Origin of the sequence: Amycolatopsis sp. lyj-90, assembly GCF_046549035.1 — a bacterium.
Lineage (GTDB): Bacteria > Actinomycetota > Actinomycetes > Mycobacteriales > Pseudonocardiaceae > Amycolatopsis.
In genome coordinates, this window is the sequence record NZ_JAJPWP010000002.1 from 529,933 (window position 1) to 547,758 (window position 17,826).

A 17,826-nucleotide genomic window follows, 5' to 3' on the forward strand; every position below is an offset into this window, starting at 1 on the left:
CAGGGCCGGGCCGAGAGAATGGACCGGCCTCGGAGTCCTCGCCCTGCCGACGATGTTGCTCGGGCTCGACGTGACCCTGCTCTACCTCGCCCTCCCGGCTCTCTCGGTCGATCTGCGGCCGACCAGCACGCAAGCGCTGTGGATCCTCGACTCCTACGGACTCGTGATCGCCGGGCTGCTGGTCACGATGGGCGCGATCGGCGACCGTCTCGGCCGTCGCCGTCTTCTCATGATCGGCACCGCGGCGTTCGGCCTCGTCTCGATCGTCGCCGCCTTCGCGCCCAGTGCCGAGATCCTCATCGCGGCACGAGCCTTGCTGGGCGTGGCGGGCGCGACGCTCATGCCGTCCTGCCTCGCCCTGATCACCAACATGTTCACCGACGCCCGGCAACGGGCACTGGCGATCGGCGTGTGGGCGACCACCTTCGCCCTCGGCATGGCCGCCGGGCCACTCGTCGGCGGTGTGCTGCTGGAGTCCTTCTGGTGGGGCTCGGCGTTCCTGCTCGCGATTCCCATCGCCGCGCTCGTGCTCGTGACCGCACCGGTGCTGCTACCGGAGTATCGCGCCGCCGACTCCGGACGGATCGACCTGGTCAGCGTCGCGCTCTCGCTGGGCGCGATCCTTCCCTTGGTCTACGCGATCAAGCACGCGGCCACCCACGGCTTCGACGTCCAGACCATCGTCACGCTGGTGGCCAGCGCGGCCTTCACCCTCGCCTTCGTCCACCGCCAGCGCCGTCTGAGCGATCCGCTGCTCGACGTCGCGCTGTTCACCGATCGCTCGTCCGGCACCGCCCTCGGTGTTCTCTTGGTGGGACTCGTCGGCGTCGGCGGTGCGCTTTATCTGGTCACTCAGCACTTACAGCTCGTCGAAGAACTCTCGCCGCTGGCCGCGGGCGCGTGGATGGGCCCACCCGCCCTGGCGATGGTCGTGGCCGCCATCGGCGCGCCCCTGCTCGCGCGGCGCGTGCGGCCCGGCTACGTCGTCTCGGGCACCCTCGTGCTGTCCGCCCTCGGCTACGTGCTGCTCACCCAGGTGCGCGGTCCCGACAGCATCGGCCTGATCGTGAGCGGATTCGCCTTGGTGTACCTCGGATTCGGCTCGGTGGGGGCGCTCGGCTCCGACCTGGTGGTCGGCACCACCCCCGCCGACAGGGCAGGCTCCGCCGCCGCGATGTCCGAGACCGTCCAGGAACTCGGCGTCGCCATGGGGGTGGCCATGCTGGGCAGCCTGACCACACTGGTGTACCGCGATCAGATGACCGACGCCGCCCCTGCTGTCGGCGAGAGCCTGTCCGGGGCCATGTCCACGCCCCAGGTCTCCCCCGCGCTGCTGGCGCAGGCCAAAGAAGCGTTCACCAGTGGGCTCAACCTCTCCGCCGCCATCACCGGCACCGTCATTCTCGCGCTGGCCGTCATGGCCGCGGTCGTGCTGCGGCACGTCCCGCCGTCCGGCGATTCGAGCCCCGCCGAGGTTTCAGAGCCTGCCAACTCCGGGTGAGCCCGGCTCGGGCAGAGCGGCGGTCATCGCGCCGTCCACGGTGACGGTTTCACCGGAGACGAACCTGGCCTGATCGCTGAGCAGGAAGGCGATCACGCGCGCGACGTCGTCGGGCCGGCCGAGCTCCCCGAGTGGCTGCCCCTTCGTCAGCGCTTCACGGGTGGCCTTGTCCTTCCAGCGATGCGCGTTACGCGGCACCATCACGAACCCGGGCCGGACGACGTTGCACCGGAGCCCGCGCGGTCCGAATTCCACGGCGGCCGCGCGGCCGAGAGCCTCCAACGCGGCCTTGGCCATCGCGTACGGCGCCTGCCCGCCCCAGGCCAGGCCCGCGTGGATCGAACTGACCAGCACCGCGGCGCACGGCCTTCCCCCGGCGCGGTCGACCAGCTGTTGCAACGGTTCCAGCGCGGACACCGCGCCGATGTCCAGCACCCGTCGCAGCGCGTCCGGTGTCTGCCCGGCGAGAGGAGCGCGATGCTCGCTCAGCAGGCAATGCACGAGCCCGGTCACGCCACCGAGCGCGTCGAACGCGGTGCCGATCACGGCCGGATCCGTCGCGTCACCACGGATCCACGGGATGTCGGCCAGTTCCGGCGGCGGTGGCGCGACGTCCACCGCCGCGACCCGTCGTCCCTCCGCCAGCAGAGCACGGACGACGGCCGAGCCGATACCGCCCGCGCCGCCGAGCACCACCACGTCGTTCATGACCGTTCCCCTGCTCATTCGGCGGTTCCCCGGGTGAAGAAGGCGCGCACGACGAGTCCCGCCGCGGCGGTGACCAGCGGGTTGCCCCGGGACCGTGGCCGGGCCAGCGCCTCCGGCGGAGTCGTCTCGACGCGTTCGCGCACCGCCTCGAGCCATCGGTCCGACGGTGCGCCGCTGCCGCCGAGGATGATCATGCGCGGTCGCATCAGGTCGTACACCGTGTCGGCCACCAGAGCCACTTGGGCGCTGCGCGCTTCGAGGAGCCCGATCGCGACCGGATCCGTGTCCGCCAAGCGGATCAGGTCCGTCAGCGAGGTCACCGTGAGGCCGGCGGACCGGGCCGCGGCGAGCAACGCCACGTCCGTCCCGCGTTCGCCGAAGGGCCCGTGACCGGCATCGGTGAGGCCGGGCACGAGGATGCGGCCGAAGCCGCCTTGGATGATGCCGTCCGAGGACGTCCCCACCGGCCGGCTGAGGAACCCCGTCTCCGCGACGTTGCCGACGAACAGGTACGAAACCTTGTCCTGGCCCAGTCCCGCGCCGAAGGTGAGTTCGGCGCCCAGCAGGGCGCACACGTTCCCGTCCACCACGACGTCGAGCCCGGTCCGCTCACGCATCACGTCGGCGACCCGGACGTCGGCCCAGCCCAGCACGTCGTTGCGCACGACCCGGCCTGCCGCCCGGTCCACCTCGCCGCCGACGGCCACTCCGATGCCCAGCACCGGGCCCGGCGCGGAGTCCGCCAGCCCGGCCGCCAGTTCGGCGGCGCGGCTCAGCGTGGCGGCGCTGTCCGCCGGATCACGGTTCTCGGTCTGTGTCCTGACGCTGTGCCCGGCCAGGTCGATCAGCCCGACCGTGGTCCGTTCGAGGCCGAGGTGCACGCCGACCGCGTACCGGCTGGACGGGTTCAGCTCCACCGGCACCCGGGGCCTGCCGACCCGGGTGGACTGCTCGACGAGTTCGCGGACGATGCCCGCCGACAGCAGCGGTTCGATGATCCTGCTGACGCTGCCGTGGTTGAGGGACAGCTCCTTCGCGATATCGCTGCGCGCCAGCGGACCGCGCTGGACGAGCAACTGGAGCACGGCGGCCGTGTTGGCCTGCCGGGCCTGGCGCGGCCGGGTTCCGCTGAGACCTGGGTGGTTCATCTTCACGCCGGCTTTCCGGACTCGACACTGTTGGTTTCCTCGAGCTCGACACCCGTGGTGGCCAGCCAGGGCGACACCAGCACGATCACCGCGCTGACCAAGAACGCACCGGCGTACCACGCGACGATCGTGATGCCGTGCTTCTGCGCCAGCATGGGCGCCAGGAACACGTTGAGCGCGATCGCGAGCCGGGTCACGCACTGGGCGATACCGGATCCCAGCCCTCGCAGCGAGGTGGGGAATGCTTCGGTGCTCCACACCCACGACAACACACCCGGGCCGAACCAGGTCAGCATGGCGTACACGACCCAAAAGGCCACCAGTCCGACGCCGGCCCGCTCGCCGGTGAACGCGATGCCCAGCCCGGCGCCGAACACGCCGAGACACGTCCACACGCCCAGCCAGCGGCGGTTGATCCGGTCGATGACCAGGGCGCCGAGCGCCACCGCGATCAACCCCACCACGAAACCCAGCAGCGAGAAGTACAGCGTGTTGGACACCCCGATGCCGGTACTGCTGATGATCAACGGTCCCGCGACCGTCGCCACCGCGCCCCCGAAGGCCTGGATCGCGAAGAACGCCGTGACCGTCGCCAGCCGCCGCCACGCACCGCCGGACAGCAACATCCGGTAGTCCCGCTTCTCGACGACCTCGCGCTTCGGCGGCTCCAACCCCAGGGTGTCGTAGATCCGCTGCGCCTCCTCCTCGCGGCCGCGCGCACTCAGCCACCGAGGCGACTCCGGCAGGAACTGCCTCGCCACCAGCACCGCGGCCGCCGGGAGCGCGGCGAGCCCGAACAGCCACCGCCAGGTCTCGTCGCCGAACAACGGCTGGAGCGCCAGCGCGCACAGCACCGACGAGATGGCACCGCTCAGCCACATCATGTTGGGCAGGCTGCCCGCGATCCGGCCCCGCCGGGACTTGGGCGCGATCTCGGTGAGAAACGCGTGCGAGGTCGGGATGTCCATGCCCACCGCGACACCGAGCACGAACCTGGCCGCGACCAGCTGCCACACCTCCTGGACGAACGCCGCGGCGATGGACGCCACCACGAAGAACACCAGGTTGACCATGAAGATCACCCGGCGGCCGAACCGGTCGGACAGATCGCCGAAGACCACCAGGCCCAGTGCCGTACCCACGAACGCCGCCGCGGTCACCAGCCCGACCTGGAACGCGGTGAGCTGGAAATACGGCTTGAGGAACAGCACGGCGGCGCCGATGACCAGCAGGTCGTAGCCGTCGATGAACTCGCCGAACGCGACCAGCCTGCTGGTCCAGTTCCGCACGAACCGCGCCCGCCTCGGCGACATCGCCGGAGTGCTCGCCAGATCCGACACCATCGGGATCCCCCTTTTTGTGCGACGAACACCAAACTAGTGATCGCACGGGTCCCCGAGGAGGGTTTCGGTGCGTCGAGGGACGAACGGCCAGGCGAGAGGGGCCGAAAAGGCAGTCGAAGGGCGGCCGTGTCGCGAAAGCCACTTTCGGGACATCAGACGTCGCGAAAGTGGCTTTCGCGACGCAAGGTGGCGTCGTGTCTGCACCAAAGGTGAGCGAGGGCGTGACTCGCGTGATTGAAGCCGGATCTCACGTGATCAGAAGCCGAACTCCGTGAACGTCACCCCATCACACGAGATCCGTCTTCAATCACACGTGATCGCCGCCCGATCACGCGCGAACGCCCAACCCGCCCGAACACGCCACGTTGACTTACCCCTCGATAACCCGAAACGCCACTCACGACCAACTCGACCCACATGCCACCTCGCCCTTCCCTCGCCAGCAGTGTCCCGTGTGGACAGTCAGCGCACGACTGCCTGCCCCTATCCGCACTCATCACGACGAAGTGGTGCCGCCCCGGCGGTGGTCGAGCGCGTCCTGCCGGATCCGGTCGGTGCACTCGCCGATCTCGGCGAGCCGCTCGGCGAACCCGCCGTGTTCACCGGGCAAGTGGTCGCGCAGGTCGGCGAGCGGCCGCAGGAGACTGGTCGCGTCGTCCTCCCCCAAGGCCACGCCGAGCCGATCGGCGCTTGCCTGCGCGCCGGCGTTCAATCCGCGCAGGGCGCCGGCCTGCCCGGCCAGCTGGCGCAGGACCGTCGCGTTGCGGCGGGCCCAATCCGCCACAGCGCGATCACCCGCCCGCCGATCCCGTTCCGCGTCCACGCGGCCCTCCCCCGTGTTCTCGCCGGTCACGGAGGGCCGCAGTCGCAGGAATCGCCGTTCCGCCGCCTGACGACTCGCCACCCCCAAGACCGGCGCCAGGGCGTTCCAGCTGGCCCCGCCGTCGCGGGCCGCCGCGATGAGTTCCGGTTCCCAGGCGCTCAGTTCCTCCCGGACCGCCCTCAGTGCGGCCAAAGCGGCCAGCAGGTCTTCGGATTTCACGGCGCCGGCACGGGCGGCGGCCACCACGTCGTGCACGGTCTGCACCGTCCGGGCCGGAGTCGCGTTCATCTTTGTCATCCCCTCGACGACTTCCCTGTTGTCATCCATCCGATGACATGCTAGAACAAAGGGGCGTGTTGACGCCAGAGAACCCGAACCCAGGAGGTGGAACCCATGTTGATGCGCACCGACCCGTTCCGTGAGCTGGACCGTCTCACCCAGCAGGTGTTCGGCAACGCGACCCCCGGAACCTGGTCGAAACCCGCCGCGATGCCGATGGACGCCTATCGCGACGGTGAAGATTTCGTCGTCTGCTTCGATCTCCCCGGCGTCGCGGCCGACGCCATCGAGCTGGACATCGAACGCAACGTCCTGACGGTCAAGGCGGAACGACGGCCCGCCACCGGGCGCGAAGTCCAGATGCAGGTGTCGGAACGGCCTTTGGGTGTCTTCTCCCGTCAGCTGTTCCTCGGCGAAGCCCTCGACACCGACCGCATCACCGCGGACTACGAAGCCGGCGTGCTGACCCTGCGCATCCCGGTCGCCGAGAAGGCCAAGCCCCGGCGCATCGAAGTCGCGGACACCGACGCCGAACGCAAGAAGATCCAGGCCTGAGCACCTTGTCCGGTGCGGGACCGGCGGTCCCGCACCGGACCCCGAGGCAGGAAGGGCATTCGTCTTGACCGCGTCCCTCACCCACCCGCACCTCACGGCCCCCGCACTCTGGGCGTATCTCGCCGAAGTCTCCGACGCGCTGGGCATCGGGCTCGAATCCTGCACCGTCGACTACGACAGCCCCGTCTCCGCCTACATCGCCCTGGACGTCCGGCTGCGGAACCATCCCGAGCGCGACGTCGCCCTGCTCTGGGACGAACTCGGCGGCTGGGCTCTCGCCACCGAAACCCAGGCCGGGAACGATCTTTCCGTGGTCCGTCGGCTCGGCGGGGATTCCCCGCTACCGTCACCCGCCCGGGTCGCCCACTTCGTCAGGTCCACCGCGGGCTGAACCACCACGCGCCGAATCCGGCACCTCGAATTCGAGAGGTGTAAAGCCGCTCTGCCCGGGTATCCGGGACAGAGATCGATCAAGAGCGACGCAGACCTCGATTCGGAGTGGGTGTTCATGGGCGACTATCGGCAATCGATCACGGTCGACGTACCTCCGGCACTTCTGTTCTCCTACCTCGCCGACGTGCACAATCTTCCGAAATACATGCCCCGGTTGACTTCCGCGGAACCCTCGGGCGGCGACAAGGTCGACGTCACCGCACGGATCGACCCGGAAGACGCTCCCGAGCAGGACGTGGCGGGCGAGGCCTGGATCAAGGTGGTCGAAGACGGCAAAAGCCTGGAATGGGGCGCCGCCGGACCACACGACTATCACGGGAAACTCCACATCGGACCCGGTGACACGGAGCGGAACGCCACCCTCGTCGTCGAGTTGCACACCGAACGCACCGAAGGGGATCAGGTCGATCGGGGCCTGCAGGAAACCCTCTCCGGCATCAAACAAGCCGCGGAAAGCCGCTGAGACGGCATACCCGCCGAGGAGGATCACCATGGTCGAAGTCACCCGGAATTTCACCGTCGACGCCACGCCTGAGGCCGTCGTCGATTATCTGCGCGACTTCTCCCGCGCCACCGAATGGGATCCGGGCACGGTGACCTGCGAGCAGACCAGTCCCGGCCCGGTCGCCGTCGGTACCCGGTGGCACAACGTGTCCAAGATCGGCGGGATGGAGACCGAGCTGACCTACGAACTGACTCGCCTCGAACCCGGTCGGGTGGTCTTCGTCGGCAAGAACGACACCGCGACCTCGACCGACGACATCACGGTCACCACCGGTGGAAACGGGACGGCCAAGCTCACTTACCACGCCACCATCGAATTCCATGGCGCGGCGAAACTCGCCTCCCCCATCGCCAAGCTCGTGTTCGAAAAGGTCGGCAAGGACACCGAGGACAGCCTCGTCCGGATTTTCAGCACCAAGGAATGAGCATTGACGAGACGGAGGTGAACCGATGAGCAAACCGACTCTCCGCGTGACAGTGCTGGTCCTGGCTCTCGTCCACCTCACCGTCGGGGTCCTCGGCCTTTTCTTCGTGCCCGAGACCGACCAGACCGGAGAGAACACGGTCTGGATCTTCAGCTCGACAGGCATGCTGGACCTCCTCCGTGTCGCGACGGGGGTGATCGGGCTCGTCGCGGTGCTGAGGCCGGCCCTGATTTCCCTCTACAGCTGGTTCGTCTTCGTGGCTTTCGCCGGACTCACCGGTTTCGGCATCCTCTCCGCGGCGACGACGTCGGCCGGAGACGCGGTCAATCTCAACTGGGCGGACAACGTCCTTCACGCACTGACCTCGCTCGTGGCTCTCGCCGTGGCGATCGTCGTCGTCCGGCAGGCGGAACGGCCTTCGGAGACGGTGCGCGAATAGCCGGAACCACGGGCACTTCGCCCATCGCACCCACCGAGCACCACCACTCTCGGCAAGGAGAATCATGCCCCCGAAACGTCAGCGCGAGCGAACAACACCGGCTGAAGACGAGTCGAACGCGACAGCCGGCCGGTCGGGTGAGGGGCAGCGCGGGAACTATCTGACGACGGCGCAAGGGGTCCGGCTGCCGGACACCGATCACTCGTTGAAGGCGGGCCCGCGAGGACCGTCCTTGATGGAGGATTTCCACCTCCGCGAAAAGATCACCCATTTCGACCACGAACGTATTCCGGAGCGGGTCGTCCACGCGCGAGGCGCGGCCGCGCACGGCACTTTCCGCGCCTACGGCAACGCGTCTTCGGTGACCAAGGCCGGTTTTCTGGAGAAGGGCCGGGAGACTCCCGTCTTCGTGCGGTTCTCGACGGTGCTGGGTTCGCGGGGCTCCGCGGACACCGTCCGGGACGTCCGCGGCTTCGCGGTGAAGTTCTACACGGACGAAGGAAACTTCGACCTGGTCGGCAACAACATGCCGGTCTTCTTCATCCAGGACGGCATCAAGTTCCCCGACGTCATCCACGCGGGCAAGCCCCATCCGGACCGGGAAATCCCGCAGGCACAGACGGCGCACGACACTTTCTGGGACTTCGTCTCCCTGCACACCGAAGCGACGCATCACGTCATGTGGGCCATGTCCGACCGCGGGATCCCCCGCTCTTACCGGACGATGGAAGGCTTCGGGGTGCACACCTTCCGGCTGGTCGACGCCGAGGGCCAGAGCAGCCTGGTGAAGTTCCACTGGAAACCGGTGGCCGGCGTGCACTCGCTGGTCTGGGAGGAAGCCCAGATCGCCGCGGGTGCCGATCCCGACTTCCACCGCCGGGACATGGCCGACGGCATCGACGCCGGTGCACCGCTGGAGTACGAACTCGGCCTGCAGGTCATGCCGGACTCGGACGACGAGATGTTCGAGGGGATCGACCTGCTCGACCCCACCAAGCTCGTCCCGGAGGAACTCGCCGAGGTCCAGCTGGTCGGCAAGCTCACCCTGGACCGGAACCCGACCAACTACTTCGCCGAAACCGAACAGGTCGCCTTCCACACCGGCAATCTGGTGCCGGGCATCGAGGTGACCGACGATCCGCTGATGCAGGCGAGGCTGTTCTCCTATCTGGACACTCAGCTCACCCGGCTCGGCGGCCCCAACTTCACCCAGCTCCCGATCAACTGCCCGCATGCGGCCGTCAACGACAATCTGCGTGACGGGATGCACCAGACCCTCATCCACCACGGGCAGGCCCCGTATCTGCCCAACAGCGTCGACGACGCTCTGCCGACGACGGCGACGGAAGCCGAAGGCGCCTACGTCCACCGGCCCATCGAAGTCTCGGGCCCGAAGGTGCGGGCCAACCCGGTTTCGTTCGACGATCACTTCTCGCAGGCCACGCTCTTCTGGAAGAGCTTGTCCGGGATCGAGAAGATCCACGTGATCGAAGCGTTCACGTTCGAGCTGGGAAAGTGCTTCGCACAGTCGATCCAGGAACGCGTCCTCTTGTCGCTCGCCCGTGTCGACGCCGAACTGTGCGCGGCGGTCGCCGAAGGACTCGGGCTGCCCGCTCCGGAAGGTGCTCCCGCCGAAGACGTCGTCCCTTCTGCCGCGCTGTCGCAGATCCCCTCGGGCCCCGGCCCGATCGCGGGCCGCATCATCGGGGTCGTGGCGGCTCACGGCGCCGATCTGGGCGGGATCGGCAAACTCCGCCGGACCGTCGAGGCCCAGGGCGCGGTCCTCCGGGTTCTCGCGCCGGCAGGCGGAACGCTGAAACGGGGACGCGGGCAGCAGGCGGTGGAAAGGACCTTCCTCACCGCCCGGTCCATCGAATTCGACGCGGTGGTGGTCGCCGGTGGCACGGCCGGTCTGCACGACATCAAGCTGACCGTGCTGTTGCAGGAGACTTTCCGGCACTGCAAGGCCATCGGCGCGTGGGGCGACGGACGGCAGGTTCTCCTCGACGCCGGGATCGACGTCGACGCGCCGGGGATCGTGCTCGCCGACGAGGTCGCCAAACCGTTCTCCTCGGAGCTGCTGACCACCGTGGGATTGCACCGCGTGTGGGAGCGGGCCGAACGAGTGATGAACGACTGAGGACTCGTACCTTGATGAAGACCTTGCTCGAACCGGCCGCACCGGAATCTCTGCCGGGGCCGCGATCCGTCGAGACCATCACCACCATGGTGCGGCTGTTGATGGCGAACGCCGTCCTCGACCTGCCGCGCCCCGGTGAGGGCGACACGTGGGGCCGCTGGACGACGCTCGCCGGGCTCGGGCGCCGGGATCTGGTGCTCGGGCGGCTCGCGGAAGGGCACACCGATGCCCTCGCGATCCTCGCCGAAGCCGGCCGTGAACCCGTGCCGGACGCGCTGTACGGCGTCTGGGCCGCCCGCTCGGGCGGGACCGGCGCGGCCGTCGTGGGCGGCGCCCTCACCGGTACCGTCCGGTTCTGCTCCGGCGCCCAAGTCCTCGACCGCGCCTTGGTGGTGGCGGACTTCGAAGACGGACCGCCGATCCTGCTCGAGATCGGCCTGGACGAACCGGGCGTCCAAGCACTGCCGGAAACGTGGCAGGCGATCGGGATGGACGCCTCCGACAGCGGTGACGTCCGGTTCGACGGGGTCCCGGTGACCGCGGCCCATATCGTCGGCGAGCCGGGCTGGTACGTGTCCCGGCCGGGGTTCGCCCTCGGCGGCGCGGGCGTCGCCGCGGTGTGGCTCGGCGGCTGCGCGGCCGTCCTGGATTCCGTGACGGCGTACCTGCTGGCCCGGGGCTCCGCGGACGACCATCAGTACGCCCACCTCGGCGCGCTCCACACCGCGATCCACCAGGCCGACGCGCTGCTCGTGCGGACGGCGGGCGTCATCGACACCGAACCGGGCGAGGACCTGCCGCTGCTGACCGGGATCTGCCGGGCCGCCGTCGAGCACACCGCCCGGCAGGTCCTCGACCGCGCGCCGGAGATCACCGGGCCGACGGCGCTCTGCCGCGACCGGCGGCTGCCCCAGCAGCTGGCCGACCTGATGGTCTACGTCCGGCAGCATCACGGAGCCCGCGACCTCGCCGCGCTGGGCGCCGAACTGCTGAAGGACGGGCGGCGATGACCTGGGGCCCTTTCCACGCCGAAGCGGGCTGGCGCGACCTGGCGCGGCTCCCGCCGTTCCCGGCCGAGGACGTCCGCCGCGTCTGTGTCGTCGCCGCGCACCCGGACGACGAGACCCTGGGCGTCTCCGGGCTCATCCAGCGTTTGCACGCCCGTGGAGCCGAAATCCGGCTGGTCGTCGCCACGGACGGGGAGGCCGCGTTCCCCGGCTCCTCATCCTCCGAGCGCCGGGCTCTCGGCGCTCGTCGCCGGGTCGAACTCCTGGAGTCGCTGCGGTGCCAGGGAATGGGCGACGTGGAGCCGGTATGGGCGGGACTTCCGGACTCGGCGCTGATCGAGCACGAGCCCGAACTGTCCGACATCGTCCGTGCGGTCGCGGCGGACACCGAGCTCTGTCTGGCACCGTGGCCGGAAGATCCGCATCCGGACCACCGGGTGGCGGGCCGGGCCGCGTTCCGGGCCGCGCCGCTGGGCGCGCACCGGTGGTCCTACCCGATCTGGCTCTGGCACCTCGTGGCGCCGGACGATCCGGCCATCCCCTGGGCCCGGGCCGCGGAGGTCCGGCTCGACGACGCGACCGCGGCGGTCAAGGCGAAAGCCGTGCAAGTCTTCCGGTCACAGCTGGAACCCGGCCCGAGAGGCGAGGATCCGATCCTGGCACCGGAGGTGCTGGAACATTTCGCGCGCGACCGGGAGATCCTGTTCCACGAACCGAGGACGACCTCGACGCCGGTGAGCAGATTCGAGACGCTCTACCGCGAGCCCGACCCATGGACGATGGACAGCTGGTACGAGCGTCGCAAGAGGACGGTCGCCCTGGCCGCTCTGCCGCGTGAGCGCTACGCCCTCGCCGTGGAACCCGCGTGCGGCACGGGTGCGCTGACGCTGGAGCTCGCCGGACGCTGCGACCGGGTCCACGCGTTCGACCCGGTTCCCGACGCTCTGTCGTCCGCGCGGGATCGCCTGGCGCAGCTGTCCACTGTGGAGCTTTCCGCGGGTTCGCTCCCCGGCGATCTGCGTGGCCCGGCGGATCTGGTGGTACTGAGCGAAATCCTCTACTACCTGAGCGAAGCGGATCTGAAGGCGACGCTGGACCGCACCGTGGCGTCACTGCGACCGGATGGACAGGTCCTGGCCGTGCACTGGCGCCCACAGGCTCCGGACGCTCCTCACCACGGCATGGAGGTCCACGAACGGCTGCGGGCGCATCCCGGCCTGCGGAGCCTGGTGACGCACACCGAGGACGACTTCCTGGTCGACGTCCTGGAACGCCGTTGATCACGTCCGTGGGTGTGCTGATCCCGGCGCGCGACGAGGAAACCCGCCTCCCGGCATGCCTGCGCGCGCTGGCCGCCGCCCTGCGCGAACTGGCCCCGGGGCTGGAACGCAGGGTCTGCGTGATCGCCGACCGCTGCCGCGACAGCACCGCCGACCTGGCCCGAGACGCGGGAACCGAGGTCCTCGTCAACAGTCGCGATCTGACGATAGGTGCGATCCGGGCGCTGGGCGCGCGGCATCTGCTCCGTGGCCTGGACCATCACGCCTCGGCCCGTACCCTGCTGCTGAGCACGGACGCGGATACCGTGGTCGACCGCGACTGGGCGGTCCGGCATGTCCACCGGGCGGACGCGGGCTGGGACGCCGTCGCCGGAACGGCGGAACTGAACGCCCGATTGGCCGCCCCCGCTCAGCCGCGTTACGAAGCGCTGCTGGCGAACGTGCGGAACCCGGCCGGTCACGGGAACGTCTACGGTGCCAACCTGGCGATCAGGGCCAGCGCCTATCACGCGGTCGGCGGCTTTCTCCCGCTCCGGACCGCCGAAGACCACGACCTGTGGCGCCGCCTCGCCCACGCCGGTTTCCGGCTGGCCTATGCCGAGGAGGCGAAGGTGATGACGAGCGCCCGGTTGGACGGCCGGGCGCCGGACGGTCTCTCGACGCTGCTGCGCGCGCTCACCACTTCCGGTCGCCTGGACCGCCGGGCCGAGCGGCGGCTAGGTTGATCGGGTGAGTCTTCTCGATGTCGTGGCCTGAACGGGAATCCGGCCGATGAGCAGCGCTTTCGAACAGGGCCCGACGGCCACCGTCGTGGCGGGCCCCGGCGACTCGGTGCTCAAGGTGTACCCGGTCCCGCTGGATCGCGAGACCCGGTCGGCGCTGGCCCGCGAGCAGGCGCTCCTCTCGGCCATCGAACCCTTCCCGGCGATCCTGCCGGTGCTGGAGGTCGGCACGCTCACCGACGGCCGGACGAGCCTGCGGATGCCACGCTGCGACCGTTCCCTCGCCACGGTGACGGGGCCTTTGCCCGTCGACGAAACACTGCGTATCGGCCAGGCCGTCGCCCGCGCGCTCGCCGCCGCGCACACGGCAGGCGTCGCGCACGGCTCGGTCACACCGCGGAACGTCCTGTTCTTGCCCTCGGGCGAGCCCGTGCTGGCGGACTTCGGAGTGACGCTCAGGCAGCGGTTCCGCCGCGATCCGCTGTACGACCTGGAGTTCACCGCCCCGGAGACGGTCCGCGACCAGACGATGGACGAGCGCGCGGACCGGTACGGCCTCGGCGCGGTCCTGCACTTCATGCTGACCGGCGAACCTCCACATCGGACGGTCGTCGGCGAGCAGCCCGCCGCGCGGCTTCACCGGGTGCTCGCCGAGCCGGTCCCGCCGATCACCCGGTCCGACGTCCCCGGCGAACTCGTGACGCTCGTCGGGGAATTGCTCGCCGCGGAACCGGGCCGTCGTCCGGAAGACGCGCTGAGCCGCCTGCGCGGCGCGTCGTCCGGCCTCCCGTTCGACCTGCCCGCCGAACCGGTCCTCGTGCTGGAACCGGCCCGGCCGCCGCGGCCACGGCGGCGAACCGGCCAGGTCGCCGGGATCCTCGCCGGGGCCGGCGTCATCGCCGCCGTGGCCTGGTTTCTCGCCACCAAGGACGACGACGTCGTGACACCGGGCCCGATCGCGATCGACTTGTCGCCACCTGCCGACCACGGAACCTACGTCGAACTGTCGTGGACGTCGAACGCCGAGCTGGACTACGCCGTCGTCATGGCCGAGGAAGGGCGCGCGGAACCCCAAGTGCTCATGGCGCGGCGGAGCGACCGTTTCCGGGTGGACGTCCGGCCGGGGCTGCGTTACTGCTTCCAGGTCCAGGGCAGGGGCCCGCGCGGCACCTACGAAAGCGGATTCCAGCCCGTGCGCGGCGCCGTCTGCACACGGTGAACTCAGCGCGGAGGCCGAAGTACTCTCGCGTTGACCGCCGCCCGCAGACGCAGGCGCCACGGCCGCCTGCCGAGTCCTTTCCGGACGGAGCGGACCGAGGCCCACGCCTCGGTGGCGACGTCCGGCGCCGTCCCCGACCACAGCGCCGCGTCCACCGTTCTCGCCAGTGAGACCAGACCATCCACAGTGGACTTCTCGCCGAAGACGACGGCGGACTTCGCCAGATCGCGTACGGTCATCCCGGCCGTCACGGGAACACCGTGTGCCCGTAACCGGTCCCTGGCCTCGGCCCAGGCGGCGATGGCCGCGGCACGGCCCTTCCGGCGACGACGGCGCCAGGCACGCAGCCCGGTCGCCGCGGGCACGGCGGCACCCCAGAGCGCCGCCGAGCCGCCGAGCCCGAGACCGGCCACGGCGGCCGTCATGGCCCAGTCCACCGCGCCGGGTGTGCGCTCTTCTTCGGACTCGCCTGGCGGCAGCCGCGGGTTCTCCAGCTGGCGTTCCGGGGGAAGCCTGGTCCGCACCTCCGCCACCGCGGCGGCGATCCCGCTCGCGGATCCGGACCCGCTCCGCGCCGCCGCTCCCGACGGGTCGAGCGGCACCCAGCCGACCTTGTCCACCGCGACCTCCGGCCACGCGACGACGTCGGCGTTGCGGACCGTGTACGCGCCGTCCCCCTCCGGCCGGTCCGGTGCGCGATAGCCGACGACCAGCCGCGCCGGGATTCCCTTGAGCCGGGCCAGAACCACGTACGCCGCGGCGAACTGCTCGCTCGTGCCCCGTTTGTCGTCGAGCAGGAACCGGCTCAGTTGCGGCCAGCCGTGCCCGGTCGGCAACTCGTCACCGGTGGCCAGCCGGTAGTCCTGGGCGAGGAACCGTTCGAGTGCGACAGCGGTCTGGAAGGACGGGCGCAGGCCGGGCAGGATCCGGTCGGCGAGGTCGCCGATCGCCGGGGGCACCGCGCCGAGACCGCCGAGCCCGCCGGGAAGAGCGGGATTCGTCGCGGCGCCGAGCAGCGCTTCGGGGCCGACCTCGGGTTCCCACCAGGCGAGGGTGTACCGCGCGGACGGCGCCGGTCGCGCCGCGACCAGGGTTCCGCGAGCCTCGTCCACGAGCACGTCGGCCCCGGCGGCCGAGGCGGGTGACGCCTGTCCGGGAAGCCACGGCCCGGACGAACCGGTCACCTCGAGCGCGGCTTGGCGCCGGCTGACCGGGACCCCGATCCCCGTGGTGGGCGGGATCTCCGCCCCCAGCCGCCGGAAACCGCCGCCGGGGTACCAGTTCGAGCCGTCGAAGTCGTCGAGGACGACCAGCGGCCAGCGTCGCGACGCCGGGGTGTCCCCCGTGTAGCGGAAGACCTGCGGCACCGGATTCCGGCTCCGGTAGGCGATCTCGGAGAGCGGGCTCGTGACGGACTCGGCGGCGAGCGGGACGGATTCACGGTCCTTCAAGGAATATGCGGGCCTCGCGAGCGGGTCTGCCGCGAAGAGGACGAACGCCCCGACGACGGCGAGCACCACGGCGGGCACGAACGCTTTGAGCCGCCGGGTGCCGCTCACCAGCGCGAGACCGGCGATCGCGGCGTAGCCGAGGCCCGCGAGCACCGCCGTGGTCCCGGTCACCGCGCCGAAAGCCTGGCTCGACACCAGCACGAGCAACCCGGGCACCAGCGCGACCGGCGGCCGCCGGAGCCGGTGCAGCGACTCGATCCCCAGCACCGCGGCGATCAGGACGGCCAACGGCACGAAGACGAGCAGCCGCGGTTCCGGGAGGGCGGGCCAGGTCGACTGCAGGGTCAGCTGCCAGCCGTGGACCGCCCCGTCGGCGAGCACCGCCAGCGACTCCCCGGTCGGGATCCCGGCCACCGTCGTCGCGGGCAGAACCGTCTCGATCACCGCGAGGAGCCCGGCGGCGACAGCGAGCACCGGCCGCCACGGCACCAGGCCCGGATACCGCCTCACGAGCTCGGACACCCCGTAGACCGCCAGCGTCACCACGCCGAGGGGCAGGAGCAGCGCGGAAAGACCGAAGACCGGCGCGAAGAGCAGCCCGCCGAACGCCGCGCCCGCGAGTACGGCGACGTCCGCCGTCCGCCGGATCACGACACCACCTCGTTCCACCGGCGCACCGCCTCCGCCGCGTCCGCCGCGCTGATGCGGCGGGCTCGCGGCACCCCTTCGACGCCGTGCACGCCGAGGCCGTCCATCCCCAGTCCGTGGGTGCCGACGCCGAGCACGAACATGGTCGAGAAATGCGGCCGGACGACCGCGAGCGCGCTCAGTTCCCGGCCCGCCCTTCCGGTCACGACCACCAGGCAGCCGCCGCGGACTCCCTTGCGGGACAAGGCACTCGGGATCAGGGGCCGGTCGCCGTCCGGGTCTTGTCGGACTTCGCACAGCACGTCCATCAGCCGCCGGGTCGCCTGCGTTCCGCCGGCGACGGTGAGGTCCTCACCCGTCGAAGTGATCAGGCGGCAGCGGTGCCCGGCCGTCGCGGCGGCGTACGCCAGCGAGGCCGCCAGTTCGGCGGCTTCTTCGAATTCGTCCTCCGCCAGCACCTTCGCGCGGGTGTCCAGCAGCAGGGTGAACCGGGGATGTTCGGGATCGACGTAGTCGCGCACCATCAGCCGCCCGGTCCGCGCGGTCGCCTTCCAGTGCAGATGACGGACCTCGTCGCCGACGACGTACTCGCGGACGTCCCGCAGATCCGCCGAACCGCGCAGCGAGTCGTCCGTCGTCGCGCCTTCGTGATGGTGGCGCGGATGTCCGGACGCGAGCGCGCGCACCGGATGCAGCTTCGGGAACACCCACAGCGTGGCGGTGTCGCCCGCCGGAAGCGGCCGCCGCACGAGGCCGAGCGGGTCGGCGCGTTCGAGGACGAGCGGCCCCACGGTGAAGCGGCCGCGCCGCCGGGTCGGCAGTTCGTAGTGGTACGTCGCCTCGGCGCCCGGTGCCAGCGGCCGCACCGGAACCGCCAGGTCGGCGCCGTGCTCTCCGTGCTCCCGCGCGGTGAACCCCGGTTGCCGCCGCTCGCCGGGATTCCCGACCAGCAGTCTGGCCAGCGCCGGGTGCCCGCGCTCGACCCGGTCCGGGAGCACCTCGCGCCGCACGGTGACCTGTGGCCGCCGGAAGACCATCGCCGCCCCGGCGAGCACGGCACCGAGCGCCGCGCCCGCCAGCACGCGCAACAGCGGGTACCCGGCCAGTTCGCCCGCGCCGTAACCCAGTACGGCGGCGACCAACAGTCCGACGCCCCGTCCGGTGAGCCGCATTCCCATCGG

General features: G+C 70.5%; 17 protein-coding genes. 11 read left to right on the forward strand and 6 right to left on the reverse strand.

Going from position 1 to position 17,826, the window contains the following annotated elements; translation table 11 throughout:
* Positions 1-52: 52 nt before the first annotated feature.
* A complete protein-coding gene (locus ACLJPX_RS08170; protein ID WP_410600020.1) occupies positions 53-1,501 on the forward strand; it encodes an MFS transporter in 1,449 nt (482 codons plus the stop codon).
* Here the strand turns inward: ACLJPX_RS08170 and ACLJPX_RS08175 are convergent.
* The 4 genes from ACLJPX_RS08175 to ACLJPX_RS08190 all read right to left on the reverse strand — a co-directional run bounded on the left by ACLJPX_RS08175 (position 1,478) and on the right by ACLJPX_RS08190 (position 5,811).
* A complete protein-coding gene (locus ACLJPX_RS08175) occupies positions 1,478-2,209 on the reverse strand; it encodes an SDR family NAD(P)-dependent oxidoreductase (RefSeq protein ID WP_410599492.1) in 732 nt (243 codons plus the stop codon). The two genes, ACLJPX_RS08170 and ACLJPX_RS08175, sit on opposite strands and share 24 nt — an antisense overlap.
* A gap of 14 nt (positions 2,210-2,223) precedes the next feature.
* On the reverse strand, positions 2,224-3,357 hold the full coding sequence (locus tag ACLJPX_RS08180; RefSeq protein WP_410600021.1) for an ROK family protein: 1,134 nt from the start codon (positions 3,355-3,357) through the stop codon (positions 2,224-2,226).
* A gap of 2 nt (positions 3,358-3,359) precedes the next feature.
* Positions 3,360-4,700, reverse strand: a complete 1,341-nt coding sequence (locus ACLJPX_RS08185; protein WP_410599493.1) for an MFS transporter — start codon at positions 4,698-4,700, stop codon at positions 3,360-3,362.
* Between the two features lie 496 nt (positions 4,701-5,196).
* Positions 5,197-5,811, reverse strand: coding sequence for an HSP18 transcriptional regulator (locus ACLJPX_RS08190; protein WP_410600022.1), 615 nt, complete (start codon positions 5,809-5,811; stop codon positions 5,197-5,199).
* A gap of 105 nt (positions 5,812-5,916) precedes the next feature.
* Here ACLJPX_RS08190 and ACLJPX_RS08195 point away from each other — a divergent pair, with 105 nt between their 5' ends.
* From ACLJPX_RS08195 to ACLJPX_RS08240, 10 genes are all read left to right on the forward strand, one after another.
* Entirely contained in the window at positions 5,917-6,357 is a 441-nt protein-coding gene (locus ACLJPX_RS08195) for an Hsp20/alpha crystallin family protein (RefSeq protein WP_410599494.1), read from the forward strand.
* Between the two features lie 64 nt (positions 6,358-6,421).
* On the forward strand, positions 6,422-6,748 hold the full coding sequence (locus tag ACLJPX_RS08200) for a DUF6292 family protein (RefSeq protein WP_410599495.1): 327 nt from the start codon (positions 6,422-6,424) through the stop codon (positions 6,746-6,748).
* 117 nt (positions 6,749-6,865) lie between these two features.
* Complete coding sequence (locus ACLJPX_RS08205) at positions 6,866-7,273, forward strand: SRPBCC family protein (RefSeq protein WP_410599496.1); 408 nt, start codon at positions 6,866-6,868, stop codon at positions 7,271-7,273.
* 28 nt (positions 7,274-7,301) lie between these two features.
* Complete coding sequence (locus tag ACLJPX_RS08210) at positions 7,302-7,739, forward strand: SRPBCC family protein (RefSeq protein ID WP_410599497.1); 438 nt, start codon at positions 7,302-7,304, stop codon at positions 7,737-7,739.
* A gap of 25 nt (positions 7,740-7,764) precedes the next feature.
* Positions 7,765-8,178: a DUF4383 domain-containing protein gene (locus ACLJPX_RS08215; protein ID WP_410599498.1), complete on the forward strand. Its 414-nt coding sequence runs from the start codon at positions 7,765-7,767 to the stop codon at positions 8,176-8,178.
* Between the two features lie 64 nt (positions 8,179-8,242).
* Entirely contained in the window at positions 8,243-10,318 is a 2,076-nt protein-coding gene (locus ACLJPX_RS08220) for a catalase (protein ID WP_410599499.1), read from the forward strand.
* Positions 10,319-10,332: 14 nt separating this feature from the next.
* Complete coding sequence (locus ACLJPX_RS08225; protein ID WP_410599500.1) at positions 10,333-11,328, forward strand: acyl-CoA dehydrogenase family protein; 996 nt, start codon at positions 10,333-10,335, stop codon at positions 11,326-11,328.
* Positions 11,325-12,605, forward strand: coding sequence for a PIG-L family deacetylase (locus tag ACLJPX_RS08230; protein WP_410599501.1), 1,281 nt, complete (start codon positions 11,325-11,327; stop codon positions 12,603-12,605). The genes ACLJPX_RS08225 and ACLJPX_RS08230 overlap by 4 nt, the downstream gene beginning before the upstream one ends.
* Positions 12,602-13,330 (forward strand): glycosyltransferase, encoded by a 729-nt coding sequence (locus ACLJPX_RS08235; protein ID WP_410599502.1) that lies wholly within the window; start codon positions 12,602-12,604, stop codon positions 13,328-13,330. Before ACLJPX_RS08230 ends, ACLJPX_RS08235 begins: the two co-directional genes overlap by 4 nt.
* A gap of 46 nt (positions 13,331-13,376) precedes the next feature.
* A complete protein-coding gene (locus tag ACLJPX_RS08240) occupies positions 13,377-14,546 on the forward strand; it encodes a serine/threonine protein kinase (protein ID WP_410599503.1) in 1,170 nt (389 codons plus the stop codon).
* A 2-nt stretch (positions 14,547-14,548) separates the two neighbouring features.
* On the opposite strand, the gene ACLJPX_RS08245 is transcribed toward ACLJPX_RS08240, so the two are convergent.
* Together ACLJPX_RS08245 and ACLJPX_RS08250 are read right to left on the reverse strand one after the other, a co-directional pair.
* Entirely contained in the window at positions 14,549-16,648 is a 2,100-nt protein-coding gene (locus tag ACLJPX_RS08245) for a transglutaminase domain-containing protein (RefSeq protein WP_410599504.1), read from the reverse strand.
* Entirely contained in the window at positions 16,645-17,823 is a 1,179-nt protein-coding gene (locus tag ACLJPX_RS08250) for a DUF58 domain-containing protein (protein ID WP_410599505.1), read from the reverse strand. The genes ACLJPX_RS08245 and ACLJPX_RS08250 overlap by 4 nt, the downstream gene beginning before the upstream one ends.
* Positions 17,824-17,826: the final 3 nt, after the last annotated feature.

Coding starts and splice junctions, on each gene's coding strand:
- ACLJPX_RS08170 (WP_410600020.1), top strand. CDS start 53: ATGTTGCTCGGGCTCGACGTGACCCTGCTCTACCTCGCCCTCCCGGCT.
- ACLJPX_RS08175 (WP_410599492.1), bottom strand. CDS start 2,209: ATGAACGACGTGGTGGTGCTCGGCGGCGCGGGCGGTATCGGCTCGGCC.
- ACLJPX_RS08180 (WP_410600021.1), bottom strand. CDS start 3,357: ATGAACCACCCAGGTCTCAGCGGAACCCGGCCGCGCCAGGCCCGGCAG.
- ACLJPX_RS08185 (WP_410599493.1), bottom strand. CDS start 4,700: ATGGTGTCGGATCTGGCGAGCACTCCGGCGATGTCGCCGAGGCGGGCG.
- ACLJPX_RS08190 (WP_410600022.1), bottom strand. CDS start 5,811: ATGAACGCGACTCCGGCCCGGACGGTGCAGACCGTGCACGACGTGGTG.
- ACLJPX_RS08195 (WP_410599494.1), top strand. CDS start 5,917: ATGTTGATGCGCACCGACCCGTTCCGTGAGCTGGACCGTCTCACCCAG.
- ACLJPX_RS08205 (WP_410599496.1), top strand. CDS start 6,866: ATGGGCGACTATCGGCAATCGATCACGGTCGACGTACCTCCGGCACTT.
- ACLJPX_RS08210 (WP_410599497.1), top strand. CDS start 7,302: ATGGTCGAAGTCACCCGGAATTTCACCGTCGACGCCACGCCTGAGGCC.
- ACLJPX_RS08215 (WP_410599498.1), top strand. CDS start 7,765: ATGAGCAAACCGACTCTCCGCGTGACAGTGCTGGTCCTGGCTCTCGTC.
- ACLJPX_RS08220 (WP_410599499.1), top strand. CDS start 8,243: ATGCCCCCGAAACGTCAGCGCGAGCGAACAACACCGGCTGAAGACGAG.
- ACLJPX_RS08225 (WP_410599500.1), top strand. CDS start 10,333: ATGAAGACCTTGCTCGAACCGGCCGCACCGGAATCTCTGCCGGGGCCG.
- ACLJPX_RS08230 (WP_410599501.1), top strand. CDS start 11,325: ATGACCTGGGGCCCTTTCCACGCCGAAGCGGGCTGGCGCGACCTGGCG.
- ACLJPX_RS08240 (WP_410599503.1), top strand. CDS start 13,377: ATGAGCAGCGCTTTCGAACAGGGCCCGACGGCCACCGTCGTGGCGGGC.
- ACLJPX_RS08250 (WP_410599505.1), bottom strand. CDS start 17,823: ATGGGAATGCGGCTCACCGGACGGGGCGTCGGACTGTTGGTCGCCGCC.